Here is a 20649-nt window from a genome sequence, read left to right on the forward strand (position 1 = left end):
TCACCTCCCGGCCTGCCCGTGCTCCGATTCGACGAGGTAGGCCCGCAGCCGGTCCAACGCACGGGCGCGATGGCGAGCGGCGGTACCACGGTGCACCTTCATGATCTTCGCGGCCTGGTCGATGGTGTAGCCGTCGAGGTCGACGAGGATGACGATGCCGGCCTGCCGGTGCGACAACTTCCCCAGCAGCCGCACCGCTTCGATCTCGGCCTGCCGCCGCTCCACCCCGCCGTCCCAGCCTCCGGGGGCGGCACCTGCCCCCGCACCGGCGCCCACCCCGCCCGCACCGCCTTCCTCCACGCCGTCCATCCCGTCGACCAACACCTGGCGCCGGTCCTTGCGGTAGGCGTCCCGGGCGACGTTGAGGACGGCGGTGAAGGCGTAGGCGTACGGCTCCGGATGGGCGAGGAAGCGCTGCGGACGGGCGGCGAGCTTGAGGTACGCCTCGTGCACCACATCCTCCGCGGACTGTCTCGACCCGGCCAGCATCACCGCCCTCCGGTAGAGCCGGGGCAACAGCCCGCAGAAGACCTCGTCGAAGGTGGGTGACGCGGCAGACGAAGCTGACGACGGTGTCGCATCGGCCATGTACCGGAACTCTCCCCCGTGCTCGGCTACGGACGCGACCGACGTGGACGCTACCCGTGCGGACGACACGCAATCAGGAATTCGCTCCCCAATCTGCCCCTAATCCCCCAAGATCGCCCCCGATCCCCCGGCAAACCACACGTGCGAGTGGCGACCGCGTCCCGCTCCTTCACATCTGACGCTGCATCAGATTCAATGAAGGGCATGATGGGACACGCTGCAATGGCGGCCACGGCCGTGCGCTACCTGCGTTCCGTCGGCGCGCCCACCACGGCCGCCGCTTCCGCAGGGCCCCTCCCACGACCGGCGCTGCGGGCCGTGGGAGACGACGAGCGCGCCCCGCTGGACCCGGCCGAATTCCGCGCGGTCCTGGGGCATTTCGCCAGCGGCGTCACGGTCATCACGTCCCCCGGGGAGCCGGGCCCGGCCGGTTTCGCCTGCCAGTCCTTCGCCTCACTCTCCCTCGACCCGCCGCTGGTGGCGTTCATGGTGGCCCGTACGTCGACGACCTGGCCGCGGATCGCCCGCGCCGGGGTGTTCTGCGTCAACATCCTGGGCGCGGGACAGGGCGAGCTCTGCCGGGGGTTCGCGGTCAGCGGCGGCGACAAGTTCGCCGGCGTCCGCCACACGCCGGCCCCGGCGACCGGTTCGCCACGGCTGGCGGGGGCCCCCGCCTGGACCGACTGCACGGTCCAGGCCGTGCACACCGGCGGCGACCATCTGATCGTGGTCGGCCGGGTCGAGGCCCTCGGCACGGATCCGGCCGCCGCCGAGAGCGGCCCGCTCCTCTTCCACCGGGGAGCCTTCGGGCACTTCCACCCCTGAGCGCGGCCGGTGCGGCCGGGCGCGACGCTGCCAAGGCGCCCCTGGGCGCCCATACGGGAACCGGCCACCCCTCCCCCGCACCCGCGCGCGGCCGGCCCCCAGCCGAAGACCATCGCACTGTCCGCGCCGTAGTACTCGCGGCACAGGGCGATGGCCGGCGGGACCGTCGCCGCGAAGGCGACCGCCATCGCCAGCCCCCGAGCCGGACGGCCCGTACCGCCCCGCCCTAGCCGAAGGTCAGCACCGCCCGCGCCACTCGCCCATGGTGCGCATCGTCCGCCGCCTTCGCGAAGTCCTCCACCGGATACGTCTTCGTCACCAACTCGTCGAGCAGCAGCCGCCCTTCGCGGTAGAGCCGGGCGTAGAGCGCGATGTCCCGCTGCGGGCGGGCCGAGCCGTAACGGCAGCCCAGGATCGACTTGTCCAGATACATCGACGACACCCGGAACGAGGCCTCCGCGGTGGCCGGCGGCACACCGAGCAGCACCGCCTGCCCGTGCCGGTCCAGCAGATCGATGGCCTGCCGGATCAGCCGGGTGCTGCCCACGCACTCGAAGGCATGGTCGGCGCCGGTCGGCAGGATCTCCTTCACCGCCTTGACGCCGTCCCCCACCGCCGACGCGTCGATGAAGTGCGTCGCCCCGAACTGCCGCGCCACCGCCTCCTTCGCGGGGTTGGCGTCCACCGCCACGATCACCGACGCCCCCGCGATCCGCGCCCCCTGGAGCACATTGAGGCCGATCCCGCCGGCCCCGATCACCACGACGGAGTCCCCGCGGTCCACCCTCGCCCGGTTGAGCACCGCTCCGACCCCGGTGAGGACCCCGCACCCGATCAGCGCGGCCGATGTCAGCGGAACCTCCTCGGCGATCTTCACCGCCTGCACCGCCTTGACCACCGTGCGCTCCGCGAACGCCGAGTTCGACGCGAAGCTGAACAGCTCGGTCTCGCCCCGCCGGAACGGCTTCTGGGGCATCCCGATCGCCTTCCGGCACATCGTCGGCCGCCCCCGGTCGCACTCCGCGCACGCCCCGCAGTTGGCCAGCGTCGACAGCGCGACATGATCACCGGGCGCCACATGGCCGACGCCCGCGCCCACGGCCTCGACCACACCCGCCCCCTCGTGGCCCAGCACCACCGGCACCGGAAACGGAATGGTCCCGTCCACCACCGACAGGTCGCTGTGGCACAACCCCGCGGCCCGGATGCCGACCAGCACCTCGCCCGGCCCCGGCTCGCGCACCTCCAGATCGTCCACGACCCGGGGCTGCTCGCCGTCGAAGATGACGCCCCTCATATCCGCTCCACTCTGGGCAGGCCGAGCACCCGCTCGGCGATGATGTTGCGCTGGATCTCGTCCGAGCCGCCGTAGAGGGTGTCGGCCCGGGTGAACAGGAACAGCCGCTGCAGCGCGTCGAGTTCGTACGGCGCCTGCGCGGTCCAGTCGACGGGGCCCAGCGCCGCGGCGGCCCCGCGCACCCGCATCGCCAGCTCGCCGAGCCGCTGGTGCCAGCCGCCCCACAACAGCTTCGCCACGCTGGGTGCGCCCGCGTCCCCGGCCGCCCCCAGGGTCCGCAGCGCGTTCCACCGCATGACCTTCAACTCGGCCCACTGACGGATGAGTTGGTCACGCACCACCGGGTCCCGCAGCGCACCGCAGCGCACCGCAGCCCCGAGGACCTCCCCCAGCTCCGCCGCGAACCCGATCTGCTGGACGAGCGTGGACACCCCGCGCTCCCGCGCGAGCAGCCCCATGGCCACCCGCCAGCCCGCGCCCTCCCCGCCCACCACATGCCCGGCCACCGCGCCGTCGAAGAACACCTCGTTGAACTCCGCCGTCCCCGACATCTGCCGGATCGGCCGCACCTCGACGCGCCCCGGCTGATCCATCGGCACCAGCAGGAACGACAGGCCGCGGTGCCGCCGCTCGGCCGGATCCGTCCGCGCCAGCACGAAGCACCAGTCGGCCGCTCCGGCCAGCGACGTCCAGATCTTCTGCCCGCTGACGCGATAGCCCGCCCCGTCCCGCACCGCCACCGTCCGCAGCGCCGCCAGATCCGACCCCGCGTCCGGCTCGCTGTACCCCTGGCACCACAGCTCCTCGCCCCGCGCGATGGCCGGCAGAAACCTCCGCCGCTGCGCCTCGTCCCCGTACGCGAGCAGCGTCGGCGCCAGCAGGTTCTCCCCGATGTGCCCCACCCGCCCCGGCGCCCCCGCCCGCGCATACTCCTCGGCCCATACGACCTGCCGGGTCAGGCTCGCCACACGGTTCCCGTACGCCCCCTCCGCACAGTCCCACCCGAGCCCGATCCACCCACCGCCCCCCAACTCCCGCTCCCACGCCCGCCGCCCCTCCACCCCTTCGTGCTCGCTCCCCGGCCCGCCGCACCCCGCCAACTCGGCGAAGCCGCCCACGAGATGCCCCGCAAGCCACTCACGAGCCTCCGCCCGGAACGCCTCGTCCCCACTCCCGAACCCGAAATCCACCAAGCCCTCCCCTGCCGGCCCCCACCCACCGTCACTCACTCCACCCACGGGAGGGGACGGGCCGGAGGGGCCTGGTGTGTGGACGTAAAGCGAAGCAGTCCACACACCAGGCCCCGCAGGCCCGTCACCGCACCCACAGCCCCGCGCAGCGGACCCCGCCCGCCGCAGGCGCAACGACGAGCAACACCCACGGCGGGACAGCCGACAACGCATGCCGCGCATCGGCGAAACCCCACCACGGCGGGACAGCCGACAACGTGGGAAGCCGCCCCCACGGGGCACTACACGTTGGGCCGCGCCTTCGCCCCCGCAGCCACCGCCATCGCCGCCACCTGCCCCAGCATCGGCATCGGATCGGTCCCCACCGACCCCGGCAGCACCTCCGCCACCCGCTCCGGCGTCCACCCGGCCCCGTCGGCGTACACGGAGCGCAGCTCCCTCGGCTGGGCCCACACGGCGATCTTCGGTCCGGCCACCGTGTACACCTGCCCGGTGACCTCGCGGGCCCGGTCGCTCAGCAGATAGACGACGAACGCCGCCACGTCCTCCGGCTCGCCGATCTCCGTCAGCTCCATCGGCACGTTCGCCGACATCCGCGTCCGCGCCACCGGCGCCACCGCGTTGGCCGTCACCCCGTATTTGTGCAGCCCGAGCGCGGCGCTCCGCACCAGCGAGATGATCCCGCCCTTCGCGGACGCGTAGTTGGCCTGGGACACCGACCCCTGGTGGTTCCCGCTGGTGAAGCCCACCAGGGTCCCCGAACCCTGCCGGCGCATCACGGCCGACGCCGCCCGGAAGACCGTGAACGTCCCCTTCAGGTGGGTGGCGACCACCGGGTCCCACTCCTCCTCGGACATGTTGAAGAGCATCCGCTCCCGCAGGATCCCGGCCACGCACACGACGCCGTCGATCCGCCCGTACTGCGCCAGCGCGGTGTCCACGATCCGCTGTCCGCCGGCCATGGTGGACACGTCGTCGGCCACCGCGGCCGCGGTCCCGCCGGCCGCCTCGATCTCCTTCACCACGGACTCGGCGACCTCGCTGCTGGGCCCGCCGCCCTCGATGGAGACCCCGTAGTCGTTGACGATCACCTTGGCGCCCTGGTCCGCACAGGCGAGAGCCACCGCCCGGCCGATGCCGCGGCCCGCCCCCGTTACGGCGATCACTTTGCCGGCCAAGAAGTTCCCCATGCCGTGACCCTTCCCGCAGTTTCTGACGGACCGTTAGATTTTTGAGCAGACACGGTACGAACACAAGACCCCGGGGCGTACCGAACCCGGCCATCCCGAGGAGGGCCCATGCCCCTGCCGCAGGAGTTCCACGACATCGCCAAGCGCGTGAACAACTGGGGGCGCTGGGGGGCGGACGACGAGATCGGCACCCTCAACCTGATCACCGAGCAGGTCGTACGGGAGGCCGCCGGCTGCGTCCGCACCGGCCGCCGCGTCCCGCTCGCCCTCCCGCTCCGGCAGGACGGCGTGCAGACCGGAGTGATTCCCGGCCGGGTCAACCCGCTGCACACCATGACCGCCATCAACCAGGAGATCTTCGGCCCCGGCACGGTCGCGACCACCGACGACGCGGTCACGATGGGCCTCCAGGCCGCCACCCACTGGGACGGTCTCGCCCATGTCTCCCACTCCGGACGCCTCTACAACAACCGCCCCGCCGACTCGGTCACCGCGCACCACGGCGCCACCCGTCTCGGCATGGAGAAGGCCACCCCGATCGTCTCCCGCGGGGTCCTCCTGGACGTGGCCCGCGCACACCGCACCGACCGGCTGCCCGGCGGGTACGCCGTCACACCGGAAGACCTGGACGCCGCCGAGGACCTGGCCGGGACGAAGGTACGGGCCGGCGACATCGTCCTCGTACGGACCGGGCAGCTGCGGCACTACCTCGCCGGCGACCGGCAGGCCTACGCGTTCCCGTCACCCGGCCTGTCGCTGCGCACCCCGGAGTGGTTCCATGCGCGCGATGTCGCGGCGGTCGCCAACGACACCCTGACCTTCGAGATCTTCCCGCCGGAGATCGAGAACCTCTGGATGCCGGTCCATGCGCTCGACCTCGTCGAGATGGGCATGCTGCAGGGCCAGAACTGGAATCTGGAGGAACTGTCGACGGCCTGCGCGGAGGCGGGGCGCTGGGCGTTCCTGCTGTCCGCGATGGCGGAACCGTTCGTCGGGGGATCCGGAGCGCCGGTCGCGCCCGTGGCGATCCTCTGAGGGAGCCGCGCCGAGCCGCCGGCCCTGACGGCCGGCGGCCCGACGGCGCCCGGCCGGCCAGACGGCGATGCGCTGATGCGCGCCCCGAGCACGGCACCGCGAACCGCCACCACCCCCGTTGCCACGGGGGGCCCACCAGGCCGCGATCCGCACTCGCCAAGGCCCCGGACCGGAGTCCCGGCCCCCCACGACCTCGGCGTCCCCTCACGGCGCATCGCTCCACCCAAGAGTGATCAACCGGGCACGCCACGTCAACACCTGGTCTGGACTAATTTCGATACGCCCGATTTGCCGCACTCATACAGAAAGCGTCGCTTTCGCGACGCGCTGGGCGCATCACGCCTGATGCGTCACGGCGTGCGGCGTCGCGTGATGGGACTCGTAGGCCCCCAGATCGGACCCGGTCGCCATCAGCAGGGGCTGGCCGCGGTCCACCTCGCACCAGATCCGCTTGCCGCCGCCCTCCTGCTGCCAACCCCAGCGGTCGGCCAGGCCGTCCACCAGCTCCAGGCCGCGGCCGTTGGTGTCGTCCCCGTCGGCGTGCCGCTGACGGGGCGGGCGGGCGCTGGCGTCCACCACCTCGACCCGGACCGTGCCGACCACGGCGCCCGATCCGGAGAAACACATCCGCAGCTCGGCCGCCGCGCCGGTGTGCACCACGGCGTTGGTGACAAGCTCGGAGATCAAGAGGATCAGTGTCTCCGCGAGTGGTTCGTCGGCCCCTATTCCGGAACCCACGAGCCGCGACCTGGCCCACCGCCGGGCCCGCCCCACTTCCGCCGGGTCGGGCCGTACGTCCAACTGAACCTGAAGCACCTGCACCGCTCACACCATCCGAACCGGCGGAAACATCGCCTCGCGCCTCCACGGAGTCACGGTGCGTGACCCCGGTGAAGCACAGCATGGTTGACGTTGAGTCACCCCAACAAGCGCTTCGGGCATATTCCAGCGCAAGGGAGTATGCGTCCTGCATACTGTGCGACGCACTTTGCGGGGAGTCGAACACGGGGGGCGACCGGGCCCCACCCAAGGGCGAGCGGCGCGCAGTCCGTACCCCGGAGCCGCCTCATGGACGACACCGGGTCCGTTGCGCCACAGAACCACTCGCACCCCACGGAGGGTACCCGAGCGGAACGCCGACTCCCCCCTGTGACGAGTCACGCCTAGGACACAACCCGATATCGACACTCCGTGACCATTTCTGTGTGGCGAGTCCGACATTCCGTATACGAGTTGCCAGAGTCTGACATCGCCGGGCGCCATGCGCCACCGTTGCGCCTTTCCCGCGGCCACGGTCAGGCGAGCAGGCCCGCCGCCAGCAGTTCTTCGGCCTCGCGGGCCGCCTCCCAGCGCTCGGCCCGCAACCAGGCCCGCTTGAGGTGCAGATGAACATCGACTTCCCAGGTGAAGCCCATTCCGCCGTGGACCTGCAGACAATCCCGCGCGTTGCCCACCGCGGCCTCGTCGGCGAGCAGCTTCGCGGCAGTGACGTCGAGAACACCCTCCGTGACCGCCGCCGCATACACGGCAGTCCGGGCGATTTCCGTCCTGACGAGCATCTGCGCGCACAGATGCTTGATCGCCTGGAACGAGCCGATGGGCACGCCGAACTGCTCGCGCTCGCGGGCGTGGCCCACCGCCATCTCGACCGTGCGGGCCGCGCTGCCCACCTGCTGGGCCGCGGTGAGCAGGGCGGCCTCGCGGCGGAGCCGGGGGACGTCCAGGGTCAGGGGCGCGGTCCGCGGCAGATCCGTGACGCGGGCGAGCGGGGTCAGGGGGTCGACGGAGGCGAACAGGGCGCACGCAATCCGGTCCGGCGTGCTCCGGAAGGCGCCGCCCGTGCACCCCTGCGCGCCCCCGGCCGCACCGCCGGGCCCGCTTCCGGGACGGCCCCCGGGGCCGCCACCGCAGGCCCCCGCACCCCCCTCCACCAAGATCAACTCATCGCAGTCCGCCGGGTGTTCCCACAGCACCGGCTCCCGCTCCGCCTCGCACAGCGCGACGATCTTCTCGCCGGCCGCGACGCCGTCCACCGCCCCGGCCAGCAGCAGGCACGCCACCAGCGGCCCCGGCAGCAGCGCCCGCCCGGCCTCCTCCAGGACCAGCACCGCTTCCGGCAGCCCGAGCCCCACCCCGCCGGCCCGCTCCGGCAGCCGCAGCGCGAAGAACCCGGCCGCGCCCAGCTCCCGCCAGAGCGCACGGTCCAGCGCCGGGTCGTCGACCGCGGCCCGTAGCCGCTCCCGGCCGAACCGTCCGGCCAGCAGCTCGCGGGTGGCGTCCCGCAACGCCCGCTGCTCGTCGCCGAGTTGGAAGTCCACGGCCCGGTCACCGCCCCTTCGGCAGGCCGAGGATCCGCTCGGCGACGATGTTCTGCTGGATCTGCGAGGTACCGGCCGCGATGGTGTACGAGAGGGACGACAGCCGGTCCGCGACCCACTCGTGGTCCGCGTCCAGCGCGCCGGCGCCGAGCACCTCGGCCGCCGTGTCGTACAGCTCCTGGCGGAGGTGCGAATAGCGCAGCTTGAAGACCGAGCCGCCGACTCCCGGTACGCCGCCGGTGCTCGCCCGCCGCCCGGCGCGCGAGGGGGCCCCCATCGCCTCGCTCACGTTCCACTGGGTCAGCCGCCACAGCGCAGCGAACTGTGCGCTCAGCCGGCCCAGTCTGCGGCGCAGCACGGCATCGTCCCAGCGGCCGTTGGCGCGCGCCGCCCGGGCCAGCGCGCCGAGCACCCGCCGACAGGCCACCACCTCGCCGACGAAGGCGGTGCCGCGCTCGAAGGACAGCGTCACCATCGTCACCCGCCAGCCGTCGTTCTCCGCGCCGACGCGATGGGCGACCGGCACCCGCACCTCGTCGAGGAACAGCTCGGCGAACTCCGTCGAGCCGGCCAGGGTGCGCAGCGGCCGGACCGTCACCCCCGGTGCGTCCATCGGCATCGCCAGCCAGCTGATGCCGCGGTGCCGGGGCGCGGCCGGGTCGGTGCGGACGAGGAGTTCGCACCAGTCGGCGACCTCGGCGTGCGAGGTCCAGATCTTGGTGCCGCTGACGACGTAGGCATCCCCGTCGCGCACGGCCCTGGTCCGCAGCGCGGCGAGGTCGGAGCCGGCGTCCGGTTCGCTGAAGCCCTGGCACCAGACCTCGTCGCCGCGCAGGATCGGCGGCAGCCAGCGGGCGCGCTGGGCGGCGCTGCCCTCGGCGGCCAGGGTCGGCCCGGCGTGCAGCAGTCCGACGAAGTTCGCGCCGACGTAGGGGGCGCCCGCGCGCTCGGTCTCCTCCAGGAAGATCAGGTGCTGGGTGGGGGTGGCACCCTGCCCGCCGGCGTCCCGCGGCCAGTGCAGGCCCGCGTACCCGGCGTCGTACAGCATCCGCTGCCAGGCCGTGTCGTACGCCCGCCGGCCGGGCCAGTCGCTCGCGGCGGGCTTCGCGGGGAGCTTCGGCAGCACCTCGCCGAGCCAGCCGCGCAGCCGGGCCCGGAAGTCTTCCTCTTCCGGTGAGTACGTGAGGTCCATCGTCGCCCCCTCGCCCATTATCTGATGGATCGTCAGAACGAGGCTAGACCCGCCCCTCTGGACCGACAAGCCACCGACCTCTAATCTCGGCGCCGGACCTGACGCATCGTCAGTCAAGGGGAGGGCGGATGACCGGCACCACGCTCTGGGACCTGGTCGCCTGGCGGGCCGGCCGCACCCCCGGCGCCACCGCCCTCATCCAGGGCGCCGAGTCCGCCCGGCACGAGCGGCGGATCACCTTCGGCGCCCTGCACCGGCGCGCGGAGCGGGTCGCGGCCGGCCTCTACGAGCGGGGCGTACGACCCGGCAGCCGGGTCGTCTGGCAACTGCCGACCCGGATCGAGACCGTGCTGCTCAGCCTCGCCCTGGCCCGTATCGGCGCCGTCCAGAGCCCGGTCGTCCCGCTCTACCGCGACCACGAGGTGGGCCAGGTGCTGCGCCGCACCCGTGCCGCCTTCTTCGCCGTCCCCGGCGTCCGGCGCGGCTTCGACCACCGCGCGATGGCCCGCCGACTGGCCGCCGGACTGCCCGGCCCGCTCACCGTCATCGACGCGTACGACACCCTCCCCGACGCCGATCCGGCCGTGCTGCCCCCGCCGCCCGCCGACGCCGACGAGGTCCGGTGGATCTACTGGACCTCCGGCACCACGGCAGGCCCCAAAGGGGTGCTGCACACCGACCACAGCCTGCGCACCGCCGGCCGCACCCTGGGCGAGTCCCTCCGCCCGGTCCCGTCCGACATCGGCTCGATGGCCTTTCCCTACGCCCATGTCGCGGGCCCCGACTACACCGTCCTGCTCCTGCTGCACGGCATCCCGGCCGTCCTGCTGGAAGACTTCGCGCTGCCCGGCTCCCTCGCCGCCTACCGCCGCCACCGCGTCACAATCGCCGGCGGCTCCACCGCCTTCTACTCCCTCTTCCTCGCCGCACAGCGCACGCTGCCGCCCGGCCGCCGGCTGCTGCCGTCGCTGCGGCTGCTGGCCGGCGGCGGGGCGCCCAGGCCCCCCGGGCTGTACCACGAGGTCGTCGCCGAACTCGGCTGCCAACTCGCCCACGGCTACGCCCTGACCGAGGCCCCGATGGTCACCATGGGCGATCCGCACGACAGCCCCGAACACCTGGCCACCACCGACGGGCGGCCACCCGCCGGTATGGAGATCCGTATCGCCCCCGACACCGGCGAGATATCCCTGCGCGGCCCGGCCGTCTGCCGTGGCTACCTCGACGAGCCCGACCCCTTCGACCCCGACGGCTTCCTGCCCACCGGAGACCTCGGCCGCCTCACGCCCACCGGTCACCTCGTCATCACCGGCCGCCTCAAGGACATCATCATCCGCAAGGGCGAGAACGTCTCCGCCCAGGAGATCGAAGAACTCCTCCACCGGCATCCGGGCGTGGCCGACACCGCGGTCATCGGGCTGCCGGACGCCGAGCGCGGCGAGATGGTCTGCGCCGTCGTCGAACAGCCTCCGGGGACAGCGGTGTTGACGCTGGCCGAAGTCCGCTCGCACCTCCTGGCCCAGGGCCTCGCCCCGCACAAGCTCCCCGAACGTCTGGAGGTGCCGGCCGCCCTGCCGCGCGGCGCGACCCTGGGCAAGGTGCTCAAGCGGGAGCTGCGGGAGCGGTACGGAGGCGCGCCGAGCGCCGACGGGACTCCGGGCGGGTAGGACACCGGTTGTCCTACCCGCCGCGTACGGTCACCGCATGAGCCGCGCACGCCCCCGCCCCCGTATCGACACCGCCGGACGCCGTGCCCGCCTCGGGCGACGGCAGTTGCTGGCGCCCGCGTACCGGGCGGACCGCGCCGAGGAGGTCGCCGACGCGGTCGTGGCGCTGCACGCCAGCGATCCGGCGACCGTCCATCTGGCGGCCTGCGCCCGGCTGACCGCCCCGGACCCGGCCGGGGTGGAACGCGCGCTGTACGACGACGGCTCGCTGGTCCGGCTGCTGTGCATGCGCCGCACGCTCTTCGCGGTCGGCGCCGCGCTGACGCCGGTCGTCGCCTCCTCCACCGCGCAGGCCATCGCCGCCAAGGAGCGGGCGGGGATGGTCAAGTGGATCACCGAGGGCGCCCCGGGCTGGGACGAGCGGCGCCTTGCCGAGGTCGAGGCGAGGACGCTGGCCGCGCTGCGCGCACACGGCGAGGCGACCGCGGCCGAACTCGCCGCCGAGGTGCCCGACCTGCGCGACACCATCGTGGTCTCCCCCGGCAAGCCGTACCAGGCCACCGTCGCCGTCTCCAGCCGGATCCTGCGGGTACTGGCCGCCGAGGGCCGCATCCGGCGCGGGCGGCCGCGCGGCGGCTGGACCAGCAGCTCCTTCCGCTGGAGGCCGGGCACCGCGTTCGCCGAGCTGCCCGCGCCGCCGGCCCCCGAGGCACGCGCCGCACTCGCCCGCCACTGGCTCGCCGCCTACGGCCCGGCGACCGTCGAGGACCTCAAGTGGTGGACGGGGTGGACGCTCACCGCGACCCGGCAGGCGCTCGCCGCCATCGACGCCGTCGACGTGGACCTGGACGACGGCATCGGCGGCGTGGCGCTGCCCGACGACCTCGAACCGGTCGCCGCTCCCGCTCCCTGGGCCGCGCTGCTGCCCGGCCTCGACCCCACCGCGATGGGCTGGAAGGCCCGCGACTGGTACCTCGACCCGCACCACGTACCGCAGCTCTTCGACCGCAGCGGCAACATCGGCCCGACGGTGTGGTGGTGCGGCCGGATCATCGGCGGCTGGGCCCAGCGCGCGGACGGCGAGATCGTCTGGCGGCTGCTGGCCGAGGGTGGGGGTACCTCCCCGTCGGAGCGAAGCCGGGAGTCCGGGGGAGGCAGCGAGGCCGCCGCGGCGGTGACGGCCGAGGCGGCCCGGCTGGCGGCCTGGCTCGGGGACGTCCGCGTCACCCCGCGCTTCCGGACCCCGCTGGAGCGGGAGTTGAGCGCCTGACGGCCGGCCGCCCCGCCGCCCGGCCTCCTCAGCTCGGGCGGTAGGCGCTCGTCGCCTGCTCGTACAGCTGGTCCGCCTCGTGCCGGCCGCTGTCCGGGCCGATGACGAGGACGAGGTGGTAGCGGCCGTTGTGGATCATCGCGAGGTTGCGCACGTACACCTCGCGGCCGCTGCCGTCCCGCCAGGAGAAGGTGCCCTCGGCCATCGCGGTCTTCCCGACGTCGATCCGCTGCAGACCGGAGGCCGAGGCCCATCCGGAGGAGCGGTACGGGGCCAGCTCCGGTTCCTTGTTCTGCATGTACGCCATGGGGTCGGTGCCGGAGTGCGCCGTCGTGTCGCGGCCGGGCACCACCACCAGCTCGAAGTCCCCGCCGACGTAGCGCACCTGGCCCCGCTCGTTCGCCCCGCGCCGCTGCCAGCCCTTGCGGACCGCGACCTGGAAGCCCTCCGGGTCGGTGCGGACCTCGAAGCCCTTGGCGACCTCCGTCGGCCGGGCGGTCCGCGGCGCGCCGGTGCCGGGGGACCCGCCGTCCCCCTTGCCACGGTCGCCGGACGGCGTAGGGCTGCCGCCGGGCGCCGCGCCCGAGGTGCCCGCACGGTCCGCGCCGCGCCCGCCGGCCGTGGAGTCCCGGCCGGACCGGGGCAGGAACGCCAGGGCGTAGATGAGCGCGCCGACGAGGAGGAGCAGGATCACGGTGAGCAGCAGCCGGCCGAGGCGGCGCGGTGCGCGCGTCGGGCGCCCCTCGCGCGGCGCGGCGCCCAGCCCGACCTGGCCCGGCATCTCCTGGTCGAAGGGGTCCCGGTCCACGGCCCTGCCCGGCCCCGACGGCAGGGGCGGCTCGGCGGGCCGCTCCGCCCGGGGCTGCCGGAGCGGTTTGGGCTGCTTCGGTGGGCGGGGCGGACGGGGCGCGGGGGCGAGCGGGCCGGGCTGCTCCGGGGCCGGTGCCTGCGGGACGGGCGGTGCGGCCACGGCCGACGGCGCGCCGTCCGCGCCGACGACGGCCGGTGCCGGCTGCGGCCGGGCGCGCCGGGAGGCCCGGGTCTTCTTGTGGCGCCCCTTGCGGACGAGTTCACCGCGGCGCCGCACGATCGGCAGCCGCCGCGGATCGGCACCCTGCGACGCCGGCACCGTCACCAGCCTGCTGCCCGCCTCCGGCTCCGGCGCCGTACGGATCAACGAGCGCAGCCAGCCGCTCAGCTCCTCGAAATCCGGGCGGTCGGCGGGGTCCTGGCGCAGCAGGGACTCGACGACGGGGCGCAGCGCCCCGCACTCCTCGGCGACCGCCGGCGGCTGCGAGCAGACCAGCTGCGCCAGCTCGGCGGAGCTGTCCTCCGGGAACGGCGACTGCCCCTGCACGCTCCGGTAGAGCAGCGCGCCGACCGCCCACAGGTCGGTGGCCGGGCCGACCGGCGGCGCCAACTGCCAGTTCTCGTGCACCGGTCCGGCCTGCTCGGGCGCCCAGCGTTCGGTGACCGGACCGATGGCGGTCAGCCGCGCCTGCCGCGCCCGCTCGGCGGCGAGCCCGGCGGTGGGCCGGCCGTACGGGGTGGCGGTGTCGGCCCCGTCGTCGGGGGCGGACTTGGTCAGCGAGGCCGGTGCGGAGGCGGGCCCGTCGGATGCGGGCCCCTTCGTCGCGGGCCCCTTCGTCACGGGCCCCTTCGTCACGGCCTCGGCCTGCGGCGTCCCGGCCGGGGCGGGCGAATCGTATCCGCACAGCGCCTCCTGGGCCGCGCCCGCCGCCAGGCCGGTCAGGATGGCCCGGCCGTCGTCACAGACCAGGACCGTGCGGGCGGTGATGTTGCGGTGGAGCCAGCCCTTCGCGTGCAGCACCCGCAGCGCGGTCAGCAGATCCGCGGCGATCTCCGCGGCGCGGTGCGGGGACAGCGGCCGCTCGGCGAGCAGCGCGGACAGCGGGCGGGCGGTGAGGAGTTCCGCGACGATCCAGAGGCTGCCGTCCTGCGCGAAGGCGTCGAAGACCTGCTCCAGCCGCGGGTGGTCAGCCAGCTGCGCCGCCGTCGTCGCGGCCTCCAGCGCGCGCCGTACGGTGGGATCGCGGGGGCTGCGGTCGGCCTTCCCCGCCGTCACCCCGGCCGTCGTCCGTGCGGCACCGGGGCGGCCGCCGCCGGAGCCCCGCTCGCCGGGCCCCGTCGCCGGTGCCCCCACGACCTCCGCTTCGACGACCTCCGGCAGCGGCACCTGACGGACCAGCACCTCCTGCCCGCTGAAGGTGTCGAACGCCCGGGTCTCGGTGAAGTCGTCGTCGCCGAGGGGCCGCAACGGCAGGCGGTATCGCTCGGCGAGCACCCTTCCCGCGTACTCGTCCACGACGCCTCCCCGCAGCGCGCGCTGTCTCTACCGTCGCGCCGGAGCCGCCCGTCGGCGCTGGCGCCTCCGGTCACTTCCGGTCGTCTTCCCGCCGATTGCGGATGCGTCCGGTCTTCGCGGTCTCACGATACGTGCCCGCATCACGGCTTGCGGCCCGGTCGGCGCAACGACGCGCGACCTCTCCGTTCTTCGTCGGCCCGTGCCCGAGCCCCGCACCCGGCCCCGCTCAGTCCTTCAGCGCGAAGGTCTTGAACGCGGTCGAGATCATCTGCTGGCAGGCCTTGTCCTTCCAGGCGTCCGCCTTGCAGGTGATCATGATGGCGTAGCCGTGGTGGTCATCGGCCCGGAAGCCGCGGTCGAGGACCCGTACCTTCTCGCCGCTCTGCCGACGGGTGAACGACCAGTCGGCGACGGTCGGGTAGTCCCGCCACTTCACCGACTTGATGCCGATGAGGTGGTAGTCCTCGCTGGAGGAGCGCACGGCCGGCTCCAGGCTGCGCCAGGAGGCCGCCGCATCGGTGCCGGGCTCGGCGTTGTAGTCGATCTGGATGCGCGGGAAGCCGCCCGAGGCGCTGTATATGGCGCCGGAGCCCTCCCCCGCGGTGTCGGTCTGATGGAAGCCCTTGGGCATCGCCATCCGGAAGTGGAACCTGCCGTTGGAGACCTCGGCGAAGCCGCCCGGCACCGCCTTGCCGCCCTTGCCGCCCCCGTCGTCCTTGCCGCCGTTGTCCTCGGCGGGGGTGACGTTCGACGGCGGCTGCGGGGTCGACGGGCCCTGGCCCGTGGCCTTGTCCCCGCCCTCCTCGGCCGCGTCCGTGGAGGGCTTCGCCCGGCTCGCGGACGTCGCCTTGTCCTGCTTGCCCGACGACTTGCCGCTCTTCTGCGCCGAATCGTCGCCGCCCAGGGAGACGGCCAGCACCGTGCCCAGCACCGCGAGGACGACGACCACGGCCACGATGATCAGCGTCCGGCGCGGGACGACATCGGTCACCGACGCGCGCGTCGCCGGGCGGCTCCCGTCACCGGATCCGGAGTCCACGCGGGCCGCCATCGCGGCGGCGGCGCTGCGGACGGACTGCAGGGCGCCGCGCACCCGCTCCTTGGCGGCCTCGGCGTCGAACCCGGGGCGGGCGCCCGCCGGACGGTCCGCGCCCGGGCTCGCCGAGCCCGTACGGTCCGCATCCGGCCGGTCCTGGCCGGTCACCCCGGCGGCCGCCGGGACCGCCGCCTTCTTCTTCTGCGGGCGCTCGGTCCGCACCGGCGCGCTCGCCGCGGCGGGCTTCGCCTCCCCGGCCTTGCCCGCGCCCGACCCCGCGGCCCCGGACGCGCCCGCGCCCGCCGTGCCGGCGACGGACGCGCTCGCGTTCCCGGCCGCCGGCTTCGCCACCGGCGCGGCAGCGGGCTTCGTCTCCCGCGCCGGCCGCGACTTCGCGGCGGGCTTCTGCTTCTGCTTCTGCTTGGGCGTGGCCCTGGGCTTCGGCTCCGCCCGCTCCAGGGGCGCCGTCGGCAGCGCCATCGCCCGGGTCGCGTCCATCGGGGGCTCGGGCGTCTGCGCCTCGGGGGCGTGGACCACGTCCTCCAGCAGCACCCGCGCACCGGCGTCGTCCAGCCGGGCCGCCGGGTCCTTCACCAACAGGCCGTAGATGACCTCTTCCAGCGCGCCGGCGCTCTTCGGCGGCTCGACCGGTTCGGTCATCACCGCGGTCAGGGTGGCGATCGCGGAGCCCTTGTCGTACGGCGGAACGCCCTCGACACAGGCGTACAGCAGACCGCCCAGCGACCACATGTCGGCCGGCGGGCCGGGCTTGTGGCCGCGGGCGCGCTCGGGGGAGATGTAGGAGGGGGCGCCGACGAGCATGCCCGTCGAGGTCACCGAGGGGTCGCCCTCGACCTGGGCGATACCGAAGTCGGTCAGCACGACCCGGCCGTCGTCGGACATCAGGACGTTGGACGGCTTCACATCGCGGTGCAGAATGCCCTCGGCGTGCGCGGCGCGCAGCACATCGAGCACGACCAGGCCGACCTCGGCGGCGCGGCGCGGGGTGAGCGGGCCGTCGTCGCGGACGACCTCGGCCAGCGAGCGGCCCTCGACCAGCTCCATCACGATCCACGGGCGGTCGTCCTCGTCGACCACGTCGTAGACCGTCACCGCACCGTTGTTCCGGATCCGGGCGATCGCCTTGGCCTCGCGCAGCGTGCGGGTGATCAGACGACGCTTCTCGTCCTCCTCGACCCCGCCCGGGAAGCGCAGCTCCTTGACCGCGACCGTGCGGCCCAGGACCTCGTCGCGTGCCCGCCACACGGTGCCCATGCCGCCCCGGCCGAGAACATCGGCGAGCCGGTACCGCCCGGCGAGCAGCCTGCCCCCTTTGCCGTCCATCTCGACCTCGTCGCCCACTGAATCCCCTCTGCAATCCAGCCGAGTTGGCAGCTTCGACGTCCCATCGATCACCAAACTGGCCCAACTCGGACAACCCACCCTGGCAGAGCCTTCATTCTCCCTCATCCGCGGCCATGCGGAAGGCCCGGGTCTGTGCCGGACGACACCACGTACCCGTCATGATGGCCCCGACGAACGGGAGTCCCGATGCCGAAGCGCTCGCCTCGCCCGGCCGCGACCGCCGTGCTTCCCCCCGTGCCGCCGGTCGCCGGCCGCCGCCGCGCCCTGCTCCGTTCGAGTGCCCTGGCCACGCTGGCCGCACTCGCCCTGACGGGCTGCACGGGCCAACCCCGGCCGGCTCCCCGCGCGAGCGAGGCGCACGAACGGCCGCCCGCGACGACCCGGCACGCACTGCAGCGCCTGGTCGACGACGGGATCCCCGGCGCGGCCTCGCTCACCACCCGCGCCGGGTACCCCGCCGCCCGCTACTCCACGACCGGCGTGGCCGATCTGCGCAGCGGCCGCACGATGGGCCGGCAGGACCACTTCCGGGCCGGCAGCCTCACCAAGACCCTGGTCGCGACGGTCGTCCTGCAACTCGTCGCCGAGGGCAGGCTGTCCCTGCACGACAGCGCCGCCGCGCACCTCCCGCCCGGCGTCCCGGCCACCGGGGACGGCGACCGCAGCGAGCTGCGCACCGTGACGATCCGCCAGTTGCTGGACCATACGAGTGGACTGTTCAACTACACCCAGGACCCCCGGCTGTCGAAGCAGCTCTTCGGCACGGGCTTCGGCGCCCACCGCTACGACAGCCACACCCCGGCCGAGCTGCTGCGGATCGCTCTCGGCCACCCGCCGACGGCCGCACCGGGCACCCGGTACGCCTACTCCAACACCAACTACCTCGTACTCGGCCTGGTCATCCGGGCGGTCACCGGAAACCCGTACGCCACGGAGATCCGCCGCCGCATCCTCGTCCCCGCCCGGCTCGACCACACCTCCTTCCCCGGCACCGACCCGGCATTGCCCACCCCGCACGGCCGCGCGTACTCCCGGGCCGATGGCCGGCGGGTGGACGCCACGTCCCTGGACCCCAGCAGGGCGGGCGCGGCCGGCGAGATGGTCACCACCCTCGGCGACCTCAACCGCTTCCTCGCAGCGCTGCTCGGCGGCAGGCTCCTGGCGCCGCGCCAGATGGCCCAGATACGCAACGAGAAGGGCACCGGCGGCGCCTACGGCCTCGGCCTGTACGCGGCCGAGCTGCCCTGCGGCGTCACGGTCTGGGGCCACAACGGCGACATCAACGGCTCCTACGTCCGGGCCGCCGGCACCGCCGACGGCCGCCGCATCGTCAGCTATCGCATCAACACCGACACCCTGCCCGATCCGGCGCACGGCACGGCGGTGCTGACCGCGGAGTTCTGCTCCTCCCGGCACTGAGGCCTGCTGACGGGCCTACAGCGGCACGATGTCCGGAGCCCCCAGCCGCGCCGCATCCGCCGTCAGATCGTCCGGCTGCCGCTGGGATTCGCGTTCCGCCTCGACCCGCTTCTGGTAGTGCGTGATCTCCTTCTCGATCTGGTCGCGCTCCCAGCCCAGCGCGGGCGCGATCAGCTCGGCCACCTCGCGGGCGCTCCGGGTGCCCCGGTCGAAGGTCTCGATGGAGATGCGGGTGCGCCGGGTCAGCACGTCGTCGAGGTGGCGGGCGCCCTCGTGCGTACAGGCGTAGACCGCCTCGGCCCGCAGATAGTCGTCCGCGGCCGCCAGCGGTTCGCCCAGGGAGGGATCGGCCACCACCAGCTCCAGCAGCTCCTCGGCGAGCGAGCCGTACCGGTTCAACAGATGCTCGATGCGCGCCACATGGAGTCCGGTGCGCGCCGCGATCCGGGCCCGCGCGTTCCACAGTGCCCGGTAGCCCTCGGCCCCGACCAGCGGAATGTCCTCGGTGACGCTCTCCGCGACCCTCTGGTCGAGGCCGTGCACCGCCTCGTCCACCGCGTCCTTCGCCATCACCCGGTACGTCGTGTACTTGCCGCCCGCGACCACGACCAGCCCCGGCACCGGATGCGCGACGGTGTGCTCCCGCGACAGCTTGCTGGTGGCGTCCGACTCCCCGGCCAGCAGCGGACGCAGCCCCGCGTACACCCCCTCCACGTCGTCCCTGGTCAGCGGAGTCGCCAGTACCTCATTCACATGCTCCAGCAGATAGTCGATGTCCGCGCTGGAGGCCGCCGGATGCGCCTTGTCGAGGTTCCATTCCGTGTCGGTGGTCCCCACGACCCAGTGCCGCCCCCACGGGATGACGAACAGGACGCTCTTCTCGGTCCGCAGGATCAGCCCGGTCGTCGAATGGATGCGGTCCTTGGGGACGACCAGGTGGATGCCCTTCGACGCCCGGACGTGGAACTGCCCGCGCTCACCGATCAGCCGCTGGGTGTCGTCCGTCCACACCCCGGTGGCGTTGACGATCTGCCGCGCCCGGATCTCGTACTCGCCGCCGCCCTCGACGTCCTGCACCCGCGCGCCGACCACCCGCTCGCCCTCGCGCAGGAAGCCCACCACCCGCGCCCGGTTGGCGACGTGCGCGTCGTAGGCGGCCGCGGTCCGCACCATCGTCGCCACATAGCGCGCGTCGTCCATCTGCGCGTCGTAGTACTGCAGCGCGCCGACCAGCGCGTCCTTCTTCAGGCAGGGCGCGACCTGCAGGGCCCGCCGGTGGGACAGATGCCGGTGATGGGGCAGCCCGCGGCCGTGCCCCGAGGAGATGGACATGGTGTCGTAGAGCGCCACACCGGCGCCCGCGTACCAGCGCTCCCAGCCCTTGTGCTGCAGCGGATACAGGAACGGCACCGGCTTGACCAGGTGCGGCGCCAGCCGCTCCAGCAGCAGCCCCCGCTCCTTCAGCGCCTCTCTCACCAGCGCGAAGTCCAGCATTTCCAGATACCGCAGACCGCCGTGAATGAGCTTGCTCGACCGGCTGGAGGTGCCCGAGGCCCAGTCGCGCGCCTCGACGAGTCCGGTCGACAGGCCGCGGGTCGCCGCGTCCAGCGCCGTCCCCGCGCCGACGACTCCGCCGCCGACCACGAGAATGTCCAGCTCCCGCTCCGCCATTCGGGCGAGCGCCTCGGCCCGCTGCGCCGGTCCCAGTATCGCTGTCTTCACCGCTGCCTCCCGCTGTGATCGGGGCCACCCCCCCCCGTCCGTCGATTCTGTCCGCGCTGCGTTCCGGTATCCACCCTCCGCTCACGGCGACAACACCCCGCCGCCTTGATCCATCAATCCCTATTCTGGGTCAAATATCCGCTTAGTCTACTTATGCGTGATCGCCAGCCGTCATGCGCACACGTCATTCGCAGTCGCTCGGGAAGGAC

General features: G+C 73.7%; 15 protein-coding genes. 5 read left to right on the forward strand and 10 right to left on the reverse strand.

Features of this window, described 5'->3' with window-relative positions:
• Positions 1-588, reverse strand: a complete 588-nt coding sequence (locus Scani_RS33250) for an RNA polymerase sigma factor (protein ID WP_159481442.1) — start codon at positions 586-588, stop codon at positions 1-3.
• A gap of 195 nt (positions 589-783) precedes the next feature.
• On the opposite strand from Scani_RS33250, the gene Scani_RS33255 reads away from it, so the two are divergent.
• Positions 784-1413, forward strand: a complete 630-nt coding sequence (locus Scani_RS33255) for a flavin reductase family protein (RefSeq protein WP_246296291.1) — start codon at positions 784-786, stop codon at positions 1411-1413.
• Positions 1414-1639: 226 nt separating this feature from the next.
• On the opposite strand, the gene Scani_RS33260 is transcribed toward Scani_RS33255, so the two are convergent.
• The 3 genes from Scani_RS33260 to Scani_RS33270 form a co-directional block, all read right to left on the reverse strand.
• The gene (locus Scani_RS33260) at positions 1640-2710 is read right to left on the reverse strand and encodes a Zn-dependent alcohol dehydrogenase (RefSeq protein WP_159481443.1); all 1071 of its coding nucleotides are present in this window, start codon (positions 2708-2710) and stop codon (positions 1640-1642) included.
• Positions 2707-3900 (reverse strand): acyl-CoA dehydrogenase family protein, encoded by a 1194-nt coding sequence (locus Scani_RS33265; RefSeq protein WP_159481444.1) that lies wholly within the window; start codon positions 3898-3900, stop codon positions 2707-2709. The genes Scani_RS33260 and Scani_RS33265 overlap by 4 nt, the downstream gene beginning before the upstream one ends.
• 281 nt (positions 3901-4181) lie before the next feature.
• On the reverse strand, positions 4182-5090 hold the full coding sequence (locus Scani_RS33270; protein ID WP_159481445.1) for an SDR family oxidoreductase: 909 nt from the start codon (positions 5088-5090) through the stop codon (positions 4182-4184).
• A gap of 108 nt (positions 5091-5198) precedes the next feature.
• Here Scani_RS33270 and Scani_RS33275 point away from each other — a divergent pair, with 108 nt between their 5' ends.
• Positions 5199-6125: a cyclase family protein gene (locus Scani_RS33275; RefSeq protein ID WP_159481446.1), complete on the forward strand. Its 927-nt coding sequence runs from the start codon at positions 5199-5201 to the stop codon at positions 6123-6125.
• Between the two features lie 336 nt (positions 6126-6461).
• Here the strand turns inward: Scani_RS33275 and Scani_RS33280 are convergent, their stop codons facing one another.
• From Scani_RS33280 to Scani_RS33290, 3 genes are all read right to left on the reverse strand, one after another.
• On the reverse strand, positions 6462-6947 hold the full coding sequence (locus Scani_RS33280) for an ATP-binding protein (RefSeq protein ID WP_159481447.1): 486 nt from the start codon (positions 6945-6947) through the stop codon (positions 6462-6464).
• Positions 6948-7420: 473 nt separating this feature from the next.
• Positions 7421-8443 (reverse strand): acyl-CoA dehydrogenase family protein, encoded by a 1023-nt coding sequence (locus tag Scani_RS33285; protein ID WP_159481448.1) that lies wholly within the window; start codon positions 8441-8443, stop codon positions 7421-7423.
• 7 nt (positions 8444-8450) lie between these two features.
• Positions 8451-9635, reverse strand: a complete 1185-nt coding sequence (locus Scani_RS33290) for an acyl-CoA dehydrogenase family protein (RefSeq protein ID WP_159481449.1) — start codon at positions 9633-9635, stop codon at positions 8451-8453.
• Between the two features lie 128 nt (positions 9636-9763).
• Here Scani_RS33290 and Scani_RS33295 point away from each other — a divergent pair, with 128 nt between their 5' ends.
• Both Scani_RS33295 and Scani_RS33300 read left to right on the forward strand, forming a co-directional pair.
• Positions 9764-11302, forward strand: coding sequence for a class I adenylate-forming enzyme family protein (locus tag Scani_RS33295; RefSeq protein WP_159481450.1), 1539 nt, complete (start codon positions 9764-9766; stop codon positions 11300-11302).
• A gap of 37 nt (positions 11303-11339) precedes the next feature.
• The gene (locus Scani_RS33300; protein ID WP_159481451.1) at positions 11340-12572 is read left to right on the forward strand and encodes a DNA glycosylase AlkZ-like family protein; all 1233 of its coding nucleotides are present in this window, start codon (positions 11340-11342) and stop codon (positions 12570-12572) included.
• Positions 12573-12600: 28 nt separating this feature from the next.
• Here the strand turns inward: Scani_RS33300 and Scani_RS33305 are convergent, their stop codons facing one another.
• Together Scani_RS33305 and Scani_RS33310 are read right to left on the reverse strand one after the other, a co-directional pair.
• Positions 12601-14898: a serine/threonine kinase C-terminal domain-containing protein gene (locus Scani_RS33305; RefSeq protein WP_159481452.1), complete on the reverse strand. Its 2298-nt coding sequence runs from the start codon at positions 14896-14898 to the stop codon at positions 12601-12603.
• A 226-nt stretch (positions 14899-15124) separates the two neighbouring features.
• The gene (locus tag Scani_RS33310) at positions 15125-17296 is read right to left on the reverse strand and encodes a serine/threonine-protein kinase (protein WP_246296293.1); all 2172 of its coding nucleotides are present in this window, start codon (positions 17294-17296) and stop codon (positions 15125-15127) included.
• A gap of 189 nt (positions 17297-17485) precedes the next feature.
• On the opposite strand from Scani_RS33310, the gene Scani_RS33315 reads away from it, so the two are divergent.
• Positions 17486-18718 (forward strand): serine hydrolase domain-containing protein, encoded by a 1233-nt coding sequence (locus Scani_RS33315; protein WP_159481453.1) that lies wholly within the window; start codon positions 17486-17488, stop codon positions 18716-18718.
• Between the two features lie 15 nt (positions 18719-18733).
• On the opposite strand, the gene Scani_RS33320 is transcribed toward Scani_RS33315, so the two are convergent.
• Positions 18734-20440, reverse strand: a complete 1707-nt coding sequence (locus Scani_RS33320) for a glycerol-3-phosphate dehydrogenase/oxidase (RefSeq protein ID WP_159481454.1) — start codon at positions 20438-20440, stop codon at positions 18734-18736.
• Positions 20441-20649 lie beyond the last annotated feature (209 nt).

Source organism: Streptomyces caniferus, from assembly GCF_009811555.1.
In the GTDB taxonomy this organism is placed as follows: Bacteria; Actinomycetota; Actinomycetes; order Streptomycetales; family Streptomycetaceae; genus Streptomyces; species Streptomyces caniferus.

Bases quoted from the DNA above. Each gene is read 5' to 3' on its own strand.
- Scani_RS33255 (WP_246296291.1), top strand. From the start codon at position 784: ATGAAGGGCATGATGGGACACGCTGCAATGGCGGCCACGGCCGTGCGC.
- Scani_RS33275 (WP_159481446.1), top strand. From the start codon at position 5,199: ATGCCCCTGCCGCAGGAGTTCCACGACATCGCCAAGCGCGTGAACAAC.
- Scani_RS33260 (WP_159481443.1), bottom strand. From the start codon at position 2,710: ATGAGGGGCGTCATCTTCGACGGCGAGCAGCCCCGGGTCGTGGACGAT.
- Scani_RS33315 (WP_159481453.1), top strand. From the start codon at position 17,486: ATGCCGAAGCGCTCGCCTCGCCCGGCCGCGACCGCCGTGCTTCCCCCC.
- Scani_RS33300 (WP_159481451.1), top strand. From the start codon at position 11,340: ATGAGCCGCGCACGCCCCCGCCCCCGTATCGACACCGCCGGACGCCGT.
- Scani_RS33290 (WP_159481449.1), bottom strand. From the start codon at position 9,635: ATGGACCTCACGTACTCACCGGAAGAGGAAGACTTCCGGGCCCGGCTG.
- Scani_RS33270 (WP_159481445.1), bottom strand. From the start codon at position 5,090: ATGGGGAACTTCTTGGCCGGCAAAGTGATCGCCGTAACGGGGGCGGGC.
- Scani_RS33250 (WP_159481442.1), bottom strand. From the start codon at position 588: ATGGCCGATGCGACACCGTCGTCAGCTTCGTCTGCCGCGTCACCCACC.
- Scani_RS33295 (WP_159481450.1), top strand. From the start codon at position 9,764: ATGACCGGCACCACGCTCTGGGACCTGGTCGCCTGGCGGGCCGGCCGC.